Annotated in this window: 11 protein-coding genes; 4 read left to right on the top strand and 7 right to left on the bottom strand. The window is 68.3% G+C overall.

From position 1 onward, the window contains the following. Window positions 1-75: 75 nt before the first annotated feature. The 4 genes from gyrA to IT306_00825 form a co-directional block, all read right to left on the bottom strand. Window positions 76-2,685, bottom strand: a complete 2,610-nt coding sequence (gyrA, locus tag IT306_00840; protein ID MCC7366935.1) for a DNA gyrase subunit A — start codon at window positions 2,683-2,685, stop codon at window positions 76-78. 359 nt (window positions 2,686-3,044) lie between these two features. Further along, complete coding sequence (locus tag IT306_00835; protein ID MCC7366934.1) at window positions 3,045-3,767, bottom strand: phosphotransferase; 723 nt, start codon at window positions 3,765-3,767, stop codon at window positions 3,045-3,047. An 81-nt stretch (window positions 3,768-3,848) separates the two neighbouring features. Next, the gene (locus tag IT306_00830) at window positions 3,849-4,622 is read right to left on the bottom strand and encodes a glucose 1-dehydrogenase (GenBank protein MCC7366933.1); all 774 of its coding nucleotides are present in this window, start codon (window positions 4,620-4,622) and stop codon (window positions 3,849-3,851) included. Then, window positions 4,619-6,949 carry a xanthine dehydrogenase family protein gene (locus IT306_00825; GenBank protein MCC7366932.1) on the bottom strand — a complete coding sequence of 777 codons (2,331 nt, stop codon included), beginning with the start codon at window positions 6,947-6,949 and terminating at the stop codon, window positions 4,619-4,621. Before IT306_00825 ends, IT306_00830 begins: the two co-directional genes overlap by 4 nt. Before the next feature lie 247 nt (window positions 6,950-7,196). Between IT306_00825 and IT306_00820 the strand changes: the two genes are divergently transcribed. Further along, window positions 7,197-7,580, top strand: coding sequence for a RidA family protein (locus tag IT306_00820; protein ID MCC7366931.1), 384 nt, complete (start codon window positions 7,197-7,199; stop codon window positions 7,578-7,580). A gap of 94 nt (window positions 7,581-7,674) precedes the next feature. Here IT306_00820 and IT306_00815 read toward each other — a convergent pair whose 3' ends face one another. Together IT306_00815 and IT306_00810 are read right to left on the bottom strand one after the other, a co-directional pair. After that, complete coding sequence (locus IT306_00815) at window positions 7,675-10,089, bottom strand: EAL domain-containing protein (GenBank protein ID MCC7366930.1); 2,415 nt, start codon at window positions 10,087-10,089, stop codon at window positions 7,675-7,677. 204 nt (window positions 10,090-10,293) lie between these two features. Continuing rightward, complete coding sequence (locus IT306_00810) at window positions 10,294-10,455, bottom strand: hypothetical protein (protein MCC7366929.1); 162 nt, start codon at window positions 10,453-10,455, stop codon at window positions 10,294-10,296. 559 nt (window positions 10,456-11,014) lie between these two features. Between IT306_00810 and IT306_00805 the strand changes: the two genes are divergently transcribed. From IT306_00805 to IT306_00795, 3 genes are all read left to right on the top strand, one after another. After that, entirely contained in the window at window positions 11,015-11,518 is a 504-nt protein-coding gene (locus tag IT306_00805; protein ID MCC7366928.1) for a Zeta toxin family protein, read from the top strand. Continuing rightward, a complete protein-coding gene (locus IT306_00800; GenBank protein MCC7366927.1) occupies window positions 11,515-11,745 on the top strand; it encodes a hypothetical protein in 231 nt (76 codons plus the stop codon). The genes IT306_00805 and IT306_00800 overlap by 4 nt, the downstream gene beginning before the upstream one ends. Before the next feature lie 157 nt (window positions 11,746-11,902). Continuing rightward, window positions 11,903-13,006 carry a methyltransferase domain-containing protein gene (locus IT306_00795; GenBank protein ID MCC7366926.1) on the top strand — a complete coding sequence of 368 codons (1,104 nt, stop codon included), beginning with the start codon at window positions 11,903-11,905 and terminating at the stop codon, window positions 13,004-13,006. A gap of 68 nt (window positions 13,007-13,074) precedes the next feature. Here IT306_00795 and IT306_00790 read toward each other — a convergent pair whose 3' ends face one another. Then, window positions 13,075-13,812, bottom strand: a complete 738-nt coding sequence (locus IT306_00790) for an RraA family protein (protein ID MCC7366925.1) — start codon at window positions 13,810-13,812, stop codon at window positions 13,075-13,077. Window positions 13,813-13,873 lie beyond the last annotated feature (61 nt).

Raw genomic sequence — 13,873 nt, 5'->3', positions numbered from 1 at the left:
TCTCTGAACGCCATCGGGGGTGAATGCCACTTCAGCGGGGGTGAATGCCACTTCAGCGGGGGTGAAGGCCTTCCCCTACTGAGCGCCGTCCGGCGACGCTCCGTTCTTGCTGCCCTTGCCGCTGGCAGAATGGACGCCGGCAGCGCCGTTCGCGCTGTTCATCGCAGGGGCCATCAAGTCCGAGTGATCGTCGATTGGCCCGTTTCGCGTGTCGATGACGGCGATGCAGGCGACGCGGTCACCCTCCTTCAGGTTCATCACGATGACGCCCTGCGCGTAGGGGCCAAGCTTATTGATGGTCGCCAGCTCGGTGCGGATCACGATGCCGCTGCTGGAGATCATCATCAGCTCTTCGTCGCCGCGGACCACCTGGACCGACGCGACCCGGCCGGTCTTCTTGGTGATGTTCAAGATGCGCTGACCGCCGGTCCCACGCCCGTGCGGCGAGTAGTGCTTGAGCATGGTCCGCTTGCCCATGCCGAACTCGGTCACGACCAGCAGCTGGCCCTCGGGATCGACCACGTCCATGCCGGCCAACTGATCGCCGGCCGACATCTTGAGGCCGCGCACGCCGCCGGAGCCCCGTCCGCTCTCGCGCAGGTTCTGATCGACGATGAACCGGAGCGCCTGCCCCTGCTCGCTGACCAGGATCACGTCCGAGCCGGCCGAGCAGTGCTTGACCCAGCACAGCTCGTCGCCGGTCTCCAGATCCATCGCCTTGAGGCCGTTGCGGCGGACCGTCTCGAAGTGCTTCAGCGCCACCTTCTTGACCTCGCCCATGCGGGTGGCCATCAGGAGGTACTGGTTGTTCTCGAAGTCGGGGGCGGCCAGGATCGCCGTGACGCCCTCCTTCGGATCGAGGTCGATGACGTTGATCAGCGGGATGCCCTTGGCCGTCCGCTCGAACTCAGGGATCTGGTACGCCTTGGTCTGGTAGACCTTGCCCTGGTTCGTGAAGAAGAGCAGGTTGTCGCGGGCGTTCGCGACGACCATGTGCCGCAGGGCGTCCTCCTCGCGGAGCACCTGTCCCCGGATGCCCTTGCCGCCACGCCGCTGGACGCGGTAGGTGTCCGAGCGCAGCCGCTTGACGTAGCCACGGCCGGAGATGGTGACCAGGACTTCGTCGTTCGGGATCAGATCCTCTTCCGAGAGATCCCCGCCGACGATGTTCGCGACCTCGGTGCGGCGGGCGTCGCCGAACTTCTTCTTCAGCTCCAGCAGCTCGTCGCGGACGAGCAGCAGGATCTTGCGCGGGTTCGCCAGCAGGTCTTCGAGGTAGGCGATGGTCTTGAGGATCTCGTTGTACTCGTCGATGATCTGCTGCCGCTCCAACGCGGCCAGCCGGCGCAGCTGCATGTCGAGGATGGCGCGGGCCTGGATCTCGGAGAGGGTGAAGCGCGTCTGCAGCGTCTGGAGCGCCGCCTCAGCCGAAGCCGAGGCGCGGATCGTCTGGATGACCTCGTCGAGGTTGTCCAGGGCGATCTTCAAGCCTTCCAAGATGTGGGCGCGGGCGCGGGCCTTCTCCAGCTCGAACCTGGTGCGGCGGGTCAGCACTTCGTGGCGGTAGTCCAGGAAGTGCGTCAGCATCCGCTTGAGCGTCAGCACGCGCGGCTGCGGCGGCAGGGCATTCCCCTGCTCGTCCTTCTCGACCACCAGCGCCAGCATGTTGATGCCGAACGCCGTCTGCATCGCCGTGAACTTGTAGAGCTGGTTGAGGACGGTGCGGGGGCTGGCCTCGCGCTTCAGCTCGATCACCAGGCGCATGCCCTGGCGGTCGGACTCGTCGCGCATGTCCGAGATGCCTTCGAGCCGCTTCTCACGCACCAGCTCGGCGATCTTCTCCTGAAGGGTCGCCTTGTTGACCTGATACGGCAGCTCGGTGACGACGATCTGGAAGAAGCCGGCCTTGCGCTCCTCGATGGCGGCGCGGGCGCGGATCAGCACCCGGCCGTGGCCCGTGGCGTAGGCGTTGGTCAGGTTGTCGATGACGAGGCCGGTCTTCGAATCCTTCTCCTTGGTGATCAGGATGCCGCCCGTCGGGAAGTCCGGCCCGGTGATGTGCTTGAGCAGGTCTTCAACCGTCGCGTCGCGATTCTCGATCAGCACCAGCAGCGCCCCGACGACCTCGTTGAGGTTGTGCGGCGGGATGTTGGTCGCCATGCCGACGGCGATGCCGGCCGAGCCGTTGCAGATCAGGTTCGGGAAGCGCCCGGGGAGGACTGTCGGCTCATTGCGGGTGCCGTCGTAGTTGGCGCTCCAGTCGACGGTGTCCTTGTCGATGTCGGCCAGCATCTCGACGGTCAGGTGGGTCATGCGGGCCTCGGTGTACCGCATGGCCGCTGGCGGATCGCCGTCCACCGACCCGAAGTTGCCCTGGCCGTCCACCAGCGGGTAGCGCATGTTGAAGGTCTGCGCCAGCCGGACCAGCGTGGGGTAGATGACGGCCTCGCCGTGGGGATGGTAGTTGCCGGAGGTATCCCCGCAGATCTTGGCGCACTTGCGGTACGGCCGGCCGGGCGCAAGGCTCAGGTCGTGCATCGCCACGAGGATGCGGCGCTGCGAAGGCTTGAGCCCGTCTCGAACGTCTGGCAAGGCCCGCGCGATGATGACGCTCATCGCATAGTCGAGGTAGGAGTTGCGCATCTCCTCTTCGACTGAGACCTGCTTGACGATGCCGATTTCCATGCGCACCCCCTGGAGAGCCTGTTCGCGTGACCAGGATCGGTCACGGTCGCGGTCCGTGCTGCTGCATCCTGACGAGGGCCAGCGACCGCACAACGGTCACAGCCGGCCGCCCGCGCTGCGCGGTGTCCGAGGTTCCGCGCGGACACCAAACGGGGCCGAGTCGGGCGCACGTCCGCGCCGCTCGGCCCCCGCTAGAACGTCGTTCTCACAGCAACAATTCTACCCGATTCAGCCCCCGTCTCACCAGATACGGAGCCGTCACACAGCTCGCCCGCTCTTGTATCTATTGTCGCAACCTGGTATTGCAGTGCCGGTCGCTACCTCACGATCCGTTGCCCGGTGGTTTGCGACATGTCGGATCAGGCCGGCAGGCCGTGCCGCGCCAGCAGCTTCCGGATCGCTGCCCGCTCCGACGGGCGGACGTTGCGGTCACGCAGGCGCACCTGGGCCACGGCCGGCAGGTGGCGCACCGCGCCGGCGCGGCCAGCGTGGTGCAGAAACGCCCAGACCAGCACCCAGCGCAGCACCGAAAAGATCCAGCCTTTCAGACCGCCGACGGGGATCTCGGACGTTGCCATGATGACCCAGGTCAGTGCCACGGCCGCATCGACCTCTCCTCGTCGGGCGGCCTCCCAGTCGATCACCACCGGACCGCGCGGCGAGAGGATCACGTTGTCCGGGTGCAGATCCAGGTGCAGCAGCACGCCGCCGGAGTCCGGAACGCTGCCCCCGAACTCGGCCGGGGGGAACGGCTGCATGCCGTCGAGCGGCCGGATCCGCGCGAGCCGCCGGTGGAGCCGGGCGAGTGTCCGGGCGTGACGCCAGACCATCCACGGCTTCTTCCCGAGGTCCTGGAGCATCGTCGGGCCGGTGATGCGCTCCACCAGCATATCGGCGCCGCGCACGTCGTAGACGGTCGGCGCTGGATACCCGTTCGCCCGTGCCTGCCGCGTGACGTCAGCCTCGCGGACGGAGAGACGCCCGCCTCGGCGACGGCGCAGCACCCGACCGTGCAGTGCCGGGTCGGCAAGCTCGAAGACGTCAGCGTCGCGCCCGGACGCCAGCTTCCGCCCGAGCGGCAGATCGAGACCCGCTGTCAGACGGTCGTTCACACCGGTTCCTCACCCCATCGCCCAGATGCTCCACGGGGGAATGGTAGCGAGTCAGCGCGCGAGGTAGCCGCCGTCCACGACCAGGGCCGACCCCGTCACGAACGAGGCCTCGTCCGAGGCCAGGAACAGCGCCGCCGCCGCGATCTCCTCCGGCTGCCCGAGCCGCCCCAGCGGGTGCAGCGCTGCCAGGTCGGCAAGGGTGCCCTGTGGGCCGTCCTGGCCCTGAAACTGGCGCAGCAGCAGGGGCGTCTCGACCGCCCCGGGGCAGAGGGCGTTGACGCGGATGTGGTCCCTCGCGTGATCCAGGGCCAGCGCCCGCGCCAGGTTCAGCACGCCGCCCTTCGAGGCCGCATACGCTGCGAACCGCTCGGCTGCCACGAACGCCAGTTGCGACGCCGTCAGGACGATTGAGCCGCCGCCGGCCGTCTGCATCGGCGGGATCGCGGCCCGCGCCACCAGGAAACACCCGGACAGGTTGGTCCCAATGACGCGGTCCCACTGGGCGGGCGAGGTCTCGGTGGCCGAGGCGACCAGCTCCTGGCCGGCGTTTGCGACGAGCACCGTCAGCCCGCCGAAGGTGGTGACGGCATCGTTGACCATCCGCCCGGCGTCCTCAGGGCTGGCAACGTCGCCACTGGTGGCGACGGCGTGCCCGCCGGCGGCCTCGATCAGGCGGACGGTCTCGGCGGCGGCGTCGGCGTGCCAGTCGGCTACGGCGACGCGTGCGCCCTCGCTGGCGAACCGGAGGCAGATCGCCCGGCCGATGCCCGAGCCGCCGCCAGTGACCAGCGCGATCTTGCCGTCCAGCCTGCCAGGAGACCTCATCCCCGCTCCGGGCGTGAGGCCTTCGCCTGCTGGATCATCCGCCAGACGTTCCCCGCCGTCAGCGGCGTCCGCTTCACCTCGACGCCCAGCGGCGCGAGCGCGTCCTCCACCGCGGCCGAGAGCACGGCGGGGGGAGCTAGAGTCCCGCTCTCGCCAAGCCCCTTCACGCCGAGCGGGTTGAGCGGCGAGGGCGTCTCCAGGTGATCCTGGCGCACGTCCGGCATGTCCGTGGCGCGCGGGACCGCGTAGTCCAGGAACGAGCCGAGCGGCTGGGCCGTCTCGTCGTAGTAGATCTCCTCCATCATCGCGCCGCCCAGCCCCTGCGCGATGCCGCCCTGGATCTGCCCGTCCACCACGGTCGGGTTGATGCGCGGGCCGGCGTCGTTGACGGAGACGTAGTCCAGGATCGTGACCTCGCCGGAGTCGCCGTCGACCTCCACCACCGCCACGTGGGTGCCGCTGGCGAACGTCGGCAGCGGCGCCTGGAAGTAGTGCCGCGCGAAGAGGTCCGGCTCGATGCCCTCCGGCAGGGTGGCCCACGGCGAGGCCGCCGCCGCCAGCGCGCCGAGCGTGACCTTCCGCTCGGGCGCACCGATCACCTGGAACGCGCTATCGTCCAGCTCCAGGTCGGCCTCAGTGACCTCCAGCAGGTAGGCCGCGAGCTTCTGCGCCTTCGCCCGGACCTGCCGGGCCGCGACCGTCACCGCGCCGCCCGCCATCACGGCGTTGCGGCTGGCGTAGGTGCCCACGCCGTACGGGATCTGGTCCGTATCGCCGTGTGCGACGGTCACCCGGTCCGGCGTCGTCGTCAGCTCGTCGGCCACGATCTGCGCCAGGGCCGTGTCAGTGCCCTGGCCGTGCGCGTGCGCGCCCGTCGCGACCACGATGTCGCCGCTGGCGTCCACGCGCACCTCGGCGCTCTCGAACGGCCCCAGCCCCCCCAGCAGCACGAAGCTTGAGACGCCGATCCCCAGGTAGCGGCCCTCTTTGCGGGCCGCCGCCTGCTTCGCTCGCCAGCCCGGGTAGTCGGCAAGCTCGAGGGCGCGGTCCAGCCCCTGCTCGTACTCGCCGCTGTCGTAGACGATGGGCACCTGGGCCGAGCCGAGGCCGGTCTTCCAGGGGAACTCGTCCGGCTGGATGAAGTTGCGCCGCCGCAGCTCGGCCGGATCGATGCCCAGCTGACGGGCGGCGGTGTCCATCGTCCGTTCGAGTGCGAAGACCGCCTCCGGGCCGCCGGCTCCCCGGTAGGCGCCGGCCGGGGCCTTGTTCGTGAGCGCACAGCGGATCGTGGCCTGGTAGTGCTGGATGCGGTACGGCCCGAGCAGCGATCCGCCCGTGATCGACGGGCAGAGCACCCCAAGCCCGCGCGTGTAGGCCCCCAGGTCCGCCGTCACCAGCGCCCGCAGCCCGACGACCACGCCCTGCTCGTCCAGCGCCAGCTCGACCTCGTGATCCTGCTCGCGGGAGTGGGCTGTACAGACGAAGTGCTCGCGGCGGGTCTCGATCCAGCGGACCGGCCGGCCCAGCCGCTCGGCCACCAGTGGGATGACGGTCTCCTCGGGGTAGATATCCTGCTTCACGCCGAAGCCGCCGCCCAGGTCTGGCGCGATGACCCGCACCTTGTGCTCGGGAACGCCGAGCGACTGCGCCAGCGCCGAGCGGACCGTGTGCGGCCACTGGGTACTGCTCCAGATGAGATAGCGACCGGTGATCGCCTCCATCTTCGCCAGGACGCCCCGCGTCTCGATGGGGGTGCCCGTGTACCGCTGGACCGTGAAATGCCCCTTGACGACGTGCGCCGCCCGTGCGAACGCGGCGTCCACGTCGCCAACCGACACGTCAAAGATCGCGGCGAGGTTCTCTCCGAGCGACTGGTGGAGGACCGGCGCATCGGCTGCCAGCGCGGCATCGACGTTCGGGACCGGGTCCAGCGGCTCAAGATCCAGCTCGGCGGTGAGGGCCGCTGCGCCGTCCTCGGCCTCGTAGCGGCTGCTTGCGACGACGACGGCGATCGGCTCGCCGACGAAACGGACGGTGTCCTGCGCCAGCGGAAGCTGGCTGCAGGGTCGGTAGGCCGGGTGCGGGATCACCGTGGGCGTGGGCCGCAGGGCGAAGTCGGCGGCGGTGAACGCGCCGATGACGCCCGGGACCATCGCGGCGTCGGTCGGGATCTCGCGAATCTCGGCATGCGGGTACGGGCTGCGGACGAACGCTGCGTGCAACATGGCCGGCTCAGTCAGGTCTTCGAGGAACGATCCGCCGCCAACCAGCAACCGGGGATCCTCGAACCGCTTGATGCGCTTGCCGAAGAACCGCTCTGCCGCCACGCTAGTCGCCTCCTGGGGCGTTTCCGGTCGATGCTGGACGGCCGAGTGCGCCCAGAAGGCCAGAAGAAGATTGCGCGGGATACAAGAAGTCGGCGCCGGTGGCGCCGACCACCCGAACTGTACCAGGAGCCGCGAGTTCCGTTGCGGAATGGCCCCTGGCACCGGCCCCTCGCCCGCATACGTGGCGAGGGGTTCCGTCGTACCATCTCCTCACAGCCTCTACACAGCCCGACACGAGGAGCACCTGATGGACTTGCAGCCCGTCAAGACCGCGTCCGCGCCGATCCCACGTGGCCCGTACAACCAGGCCGTGCGCGTCGGCGACACCATCTACGTCGCCGGACAGATGCCGCTCGACCCGGCCACCAATATGCTGGTGGAGGGCGACGCCGCTGCCCAGGCCCGCCGCGTCTTCGAAAACATCAAGGCGATCGTCGAGGCGGCCGGCTCGTCGATGGACCGGGTCGTCAAGACGACGATCTTCCTGACAGACGTCGCCGACTTCGCGGCGGTGAACGCCGTCTACGCCGAGTTTTTCACGGGTACGCTGCCGGCCCGCTCGACGGTCGGCGTGGCGGCGCTGCCGGGTGGCGGTGCGAGGCTCCAGGTGGACGCGATCGCCATTGCCTGAACGGCGACCCGCGGAGCGGGGCGGTCAGGCCAGTGGACAGGCCAGCGGTGAGGCCAGTGGTCAGGTCAGGCCGGTGGTCAGGTCAGGCCGGTGGTCAGGCCGCGTTCGTCTTCGTGTTCGTGCCGCGCTCGGCCAGGAGACGCTCGACATCGTGCTCGGGCAGCGGCTTGGCGAACAGGTACCCCTGGCCGAGCTGGCACCCGAGCGCCCGCAGCAGCGAGAGCTGGTCCTCGGTCTCGACGCCCTCGCCGGTCACGTCGAGATTGAGGCTCCTCGCCAGTGCCACGACGCTCCGCACAATCGCCGTGTCGTTCGCATCCTCGCCGAGCCCGCCCACGAACGAGCGGTCGATCTTGAGCGTATCAACCGGGAAGCGCTTCAGATAGCTGAGCGACGAGTAGCCGGTTCCGAAGTCGTCGATGGCGAGGTGGACGCCCAGCTCCTTGAGCCGCGCGAGCTTTTCCACTGCGCCGTCGATGTCCTGCATCAGCACCGTCTCGGTGATCTCCAGCTTCAGGCGGGACGGCTCCAGCTCGGTCTCAGCCAGCACCTGTGCGACCATCTCCACAAGGTCAGGCTGAAGGAACTGGCGCGCCGACAGGTTGACGCTCATCGTCAGCGAGGACGAGTTCTTGTAGTGCAGGTGCCAGGAGCGCGCCCGCAGGCAGGCCTCGCGCAGCACCCACGAGCCAACCTCGACGATCAGCCCGGTCTCCTCGGCAATCGGCACGAACTGCGATGGCGAGATCGGGCCGCGCGTCGGGTGGTCCCAGCGCAGGAGCGCCTCGAAGCCGAGCAGGTTCTCGCTGGCAAGGCAGACAATCGGCTGATACACCAGACGTAGCTCGCCGGCCCCCAACGCCGAGCGCAAATCCGTCTCCAGCTCCATTCGCTCGATGGCGCTCGTGGTCATGGTCGGGTCGAAGACCTGAACGCGGGCCTTCCCGTTCGCCTTCGCCCCGTACATCGCCAGGTCGGCGTTACGCAGCAACGTGTCGGGGCGGTCCCGTCCAGGGACGCTCAGGGCGATGCCGATACTGAACGTGACGACCAGTGAGCGCCCCTCGATGGCGATCGGCTCGCGCATCGTCGCGCTGATGCGCTCGGCCACGTCCACGACCGCGCTCTCGTCGCTGATCTCCTCGAAGAGCACAGCCAGCTCGTCGCCGCCGAGACGGGCTGCCGTGTCCTCCTCGCGCAGGCAGTCGCGCAGACGGTTGGCCACCTCGACCAGCAGGCGATCCCCGATGTCGTGCCCGAGGCTGTCGTTGACGACCTTGAAATTGTCGAGATCGAGGAACATCACGGCGATCGAGCGGTGGCGGCGGTCGGCGCGTGCGAGAGCGCGTCCGAGCCGGTCGTGGAAGAGCGCACGATTCGGCAGGCCCGTCAGCATGTCGTGGAAGGCGAGCTGCTGGAGGTCGCGCTCGAACGCCTTGCGGTCTGTCACGTCGTGGAACGCGACGACGATGCCGGAGACGGAAGGATCGTCCAGCACGTTCGTGGCTACCACCTCGAAGTCGAGCCACTCGCCGGTGCCGTGGATCAGGCGCAGCTCGCTGGTGATGGTTGCGCCGGGCTCGTCGATCACCTGATCGAGCAGAACGTACAGCGCCGCGCGGTCCTCGTCGTGGAGGTGCTCGGCCAGCGCCGTGCCGATGAGCGCATCGGGTTGACAGCCCCAGGCGCGCTCGGCCGGCTGACTGACGAAGGTGATATAGCCGCTCGCGTCGAGCACGGCGACGACATCCGACGTGTGGCCGACGAGTGAGCGCAGGCGTCGCTCGTTCTGGTGGATCAGGTCTTCGTGCTGGGTTTGCTGGCGGCGGATGACGTTCGCCGCGCCACGCACGATCAGAAAGAGCGACAGGAACAACACGCCGAAGCCACCCAACACCGTGGTCCACACGAGCAGGCGAATCGGCCGAATTGGCGTGATATCCACGTAGAGCTGGTATGCGCCAACGATGCGGTTGGCGACTCTGATGGGCACGTAGACTTCCACGGCGGCGTCATAGCGCGCTCGAAGGTCGGCATTCTCCTCCGCGGACAGTGTCGTGTGCTTGCTCGACGTCACGCCCTGCAGCGCCAGGCTGATGGGCGACCCGCTCTCAAGCGGTTGCCGCATGCCGCGCTTGGACTCCAGGTCGGAGTACAGCACCGTGCCGTCGGGCGCGAAGACGTGCAGACGGAGGACGCCGCGCTGGCTGCTGAGCATCTTCCCGAGGTACGGATCGAGGCGTGTGGCGAGCGACCTGAGGCGCTCCTCGGTGTAGGGCGGCTCGAAGTCGGTCAGGCTGATGTGGCCGGTCGCGCCAAGCTGCACCTGATCGACAGCCCGCTCGACGGTCAACTGAAGGATGTGGTCGGTCAGCTGATCTTCGATGATCGCGGCACACGCAAACGCGACGCCGACCGATACCAGCAGTCCGACCAGCCCGAAGCGCGCGGTCAGCCCGATGCGCTCGCTGTACCAGGCGAGAAACACGAGGCTGCGGCAGATACGCACGATGCAGCATCGTCGTGACACAGCCGTGGCCATCGATCGTACGTTCTGACCAATCTGACCCATGGGAGCACCAGCCTCCGCCTCGGGCAATCCCACTCTGCCCAGCCAGTACCTCTCCCCAGAGCACCAGTCACACGATCAAACGGCCCGCCCGCCGCTTCTGGGATGGCATGTGACGGCCCGGTGGACGTATTTCCCAAACGTTCACCGTGCGCGGTGCGTCGTGGCGAGCTGGAACCCCGCCCGGGGGCCGCCGCCGACCATCGTCTGCCAGTCGCCGCGGCGGTCCGCTACCGCGAGCTGCGCCGTGGCGAAGCCGCCGCCGATGTGACGTACCCAGAGCTGCATCGTGACCGTGCCCGACACGGTCGTACGCCTGAGGCGCCGTCTGCCCGTTGCAGTTCGTACTGGTCCAGTTCGGATAGCAGGCCCCGAGGCGGAAGTTGATGCGGACCCAGCCGGCTCTGGCCTGGCGCATCAGGGGCAGCTGGCAGCTGGTTGTACACCGTGTAGTAGAAGGCGACGTTGCCGCTGTCGTCCACGACCCAGCCACCTTGCAGACCGTGGTCCCCCTGGCCCTGCGCGAGCGCCGGAACCGGCTGCCAGGTCATCGGAACGGCCAGAACGACCGCCAGAAACAGCAACAGCAGGCGACGGCGCACGGTCCCAGGCGGCACGGAATGCTGAGGCAACATCTGCATGGTGGTGATCGCGGCGACTCCCCGCCAGACGAACGAACGAGCGAGCGGGCCGTCCGTCCGTTCTGTCATGCCACAGGCTGACCGTCGAGGAGTGCGGCTGCTGTCGCGACTCTGCCGTGCTGGTTCGCCAGTGTGGGCTACACTCAGGTCATGCCGACCGTCGTGATCCTGGCTGGCCCGAACGGGGCCGGCAAGTCGACCGCCGCCCCTACCGTCGTGGCTGAATGCTTGCCATCGGCGCGTTCGTCAACGCGGATACGATTGACAGAGGCCTTTCAGCGTTCGACTCCGAGAGCGTCGCCATGCTGGCAGGTAGAATCATGCTGCAACGGCTTGATGAGCTGGCGACCCAGCGCGCGGATTTCGCCTTTGAGACGACGCTCGCCAGCCGCTCATTCGCCCCTTTCCTCCGAGGACCGCGGCGATCTGGCTACCGGGTCGAACTGGTGTATGTGTGGTTGCCAAGCGCAGACCTCTGTGTCCAGCGGGTGCATGCGTGCCGTCGCTCCGGTGGACACGTTGTCGATGAGGAGGTTGTGCGGCGTCGGTACGCCCGCGGTCTGCAAAATCTCTTCAGTCTCTATCAGAGCTTGGCGGACGACTGGCAAGTGTACGAACATGCCGGGGGAAGCGAGGCTCGGCGCGTGGCCGAAGGGCGTGGACTGCACACCGACGTTGTTCACGATCTCCAGATGTGGAACCTGATGCGGCAACAGGGGCGTACATGAGCATTGACAACCCTCGGCGTAGCGACGAGGACGACATTGCCGCAGTCTTCACGACACCAGGGAAGGTGAAGGCAGCTATGGATCACGGAATTCGTGATGCGCCGCGCCGGCACAAGCTTCTCGGCGAATCCATCGCCATCTGGCGTGATGGGCAGGTCGTCATCGTGCCGCCCGAGGAGATCGTCGTCCCTGAGCTTCCCGACGACGAGCGCGCGCCCCGTCCGTAGGTCCGAGTCGCCGCACAGACTCCTGCACTGTCCCCAGCAGCACGCCGTCCGGGTGTGGCCGGGGATAGTTGCGTCATGACGGCTTGTGCCAGACTGGATCCTGCGACGATGCCGGCGCTGCCTGTGCGACCGGCTCATGAGGCAAGGAGATTTCCAGATGGCACTGGCCGCCGGCAACGAGCAGATCACCGCCGAGCGTGACGCGCTCGTTGAACGACTCTTCGACGCGGTCCTCGGCACGATGGATGTCGTCACCTGCTACATCGGCGACAGACTCGGGCTGTACGACGCCCTGGCCATGGGTGGCGGCATGACGGCTGCCGAGCTGGCAGCCCGCACCGGCACCCACGAGCGCTCCATCCGTGAGTGGCTGGAGCAGCAGGCGGCCAGCGGCATCCTGTCTGCCGCCGACGCTGCCGCATCCGCCGACGACCGGCGCTTCACCTTGCCGGAGGGCCACCGCGAGGTGCTGACCGACCGCAACAGCCTCAACTGCCTCGCTGGCCTGATCCGGCTGACCGTGGGCGCGGCCTCCCCGCTCTCAGCCGTCCTCGACGCGTACCGGACCGGCGCGGGCGTCCCCTACCCGGACTTCGGTGCGGATACCCGTGAGGGCATCGCCGAGATGAACCGCCCGATGTTCGACAATCTGCTCGGGCAGGATTGGCTGCCGAGCATCCCTGACCTGCATGCCCGCCTGCACGCCGCTCCGGCCGCGCGCATCCTCGACGCCGGCTGCGGCACCGGCAACTCGACGCTGGCCCTGGCACGGGCCTATCCGAACGCCATCATCCACGGGTTCGACGCCGATCGGGCGTCCATCGACACGGCCCAGGAGAAGGCGGCGATGGCCGGCATCTCCGACCGGGTCTCGTTCCTGGTCCGCGACGCCTCCAGCCCGCACATCCAGGGCCGCTACGACCTCGTCACCGCGTTCGAGACGATCCATGACATGGGCCGCCCGGTGGCGGCGCTGAGCCAGATGCGCGAGCTGCTGGCGCCCGGTGGCGTGGTGCTGGTGGCCGACGAGAACGTCGCCGAGGCGTTCGAGGCGCCGGCCGGGCCGATCGATCGGCTGAACTACGGCTTCAGCGCGATTCACTGCCTGCCGGCCACCCTGGCCGAGTCCGACGAGGCGGCCACCGGCACCGTTATGCGGCCGGAGACGCTGCGCCGCTACGCCATGCAAGCCGGCTTCTCAGAGGTCGAGGTCGCGCCCATCGAGCACGACTTCTGGCGGTTCTACCTGCTGCGCCCGTGATCCATCGCCTCCGCACCCCCTGTCTCCCCCTCTCCGCGCCGGGGTGGGCGAGACAGGGGGCACGGTCTCTACTTCTTGGCCGGGCCGCCGTAGGTGGTGCCGGCCGACAGCGCCCGCAGGTCGGCTGCCGTCTTCGCGGTCTTGAACCGCTCGACCTGCTGGGCTTCCTTCTCCAGCGTCGCCTTGGCGTTCGCCACGACGGCCGCGAGGTGCTGGGCCGGGAACTTCACCGCGCCGTTCTCGTCCATGTGGACGATCTCGCCTGGCGCGACGTCCATGCCGCCTACCGACACCGGCACGTTCACAGACTGCACCGCCATCTCGCCGTGGCCGGCCGTCACGCCGCCCAGCAGCAGCTGAAAGTCCATCCGGCGGATCGCATCGACGTCCCGCGAGGGGCCGTTCGAGAGCATGCCGACGGTCCCGACGATCTTCATCTGGGTGACCATCATCTCGCCGGCGAGACCGGCCTTCGCCATCAGCTCCGGCGGCCACTTCTGCTGGATGATCAGGATGGTCGGCTTCGGGCTGGCGTCGAGCGCGTCCAGCACGTCGTTGAACGACAGCCGGCCGGAGAAGTTCGGGTCGGGCAGGCCGTAGGTGCAGGTGACGGCGTAGCCGGCGACCGGCTTCATGCCCGGGTAGATGCACCGAATCGAGGTGTCGGTGTACCAGTTCTCCGTCCACGGGTTGTACAGCCCGAGGCAGAGCGGGTTCTTCGGGTAGGTGGCGACGACGTTGGTGATCGTCGGGGTGTCAATCGTACAGATCTCTTCCAGGAGTTCCGCGGTCGACTGGTCGGCCATGCTGAGGCCTCCTCACTGCTTCGTGACCGGTGTGGCCGCTGCGAGGATAGCCCCGGACCAG

This window comes from Chloroflexota bacterium, assembly GCA_020850535.1.
Classification (GTDB): Bacteria; Chloroflexota; UBA6077; order UBA6077; family JACCZL01; genus JADZEM01.
The sequence above is the reverse complement of the archived record's forward strand: the minus strand, read 5'-3'. Positions and strand labels throughout refer to the sequence as shown.

What these genes read in the sequence shown, in the direction of transcription:
- gyrA (MCC7366935.1), bottom strand. Translation starts at nt 2,685, where the DNA reads ATGGAAATCGGCATCGTCAAGCAGGTCTCAGTCGAAGAGGAGATGCGC.
- IT306_00830 (MCC7366933.1), bottom strand. Translation starts at nt 4,622, where the DNA reads ATGAGGTCTCCTGGCAGGCTGGACGGCAAGATCGCGCTGGTCACTGGC.
- IT306_00820 (MCC7366931.1), top strand. Translation starts at nt 7,197, where the DNA reads ATGGACTTGCAGCCCGTCAAGACCGCGTCCGCGCCGATCCCACGTGGC.
- IT306_00805 (MCC7366928.1), top strand. Translation starts at nt 11,015, where the DNA reads ATGCTTGCCATCGGCGCGTTCGTCAACGCGGATACGATTGACAGAGGC.
- IT306_00800 (MCC7366927.1), top strand. Translation starts at nt 11,515, where the DNA reads ATGAGCATTGACAACCCTCGGCGTAGCGACGAGGACGACATTGCCGCA.
- IT306_00795 (MCC7366926.1), top strand. Translation starts at nt 11,903, where the DNA reads ATGGCACTGGCCGCCGGCAACGAGCAGATCACCGCCGAGCGTGACGCG.
- IT306_00790 (MCC7366925.1), bottom strand. Translation starts at nt 13,812, where the DNA reads ATGGCCGACCAGTCGACCGCGGAACTCCTGGAAGAGATCTGTACGATT.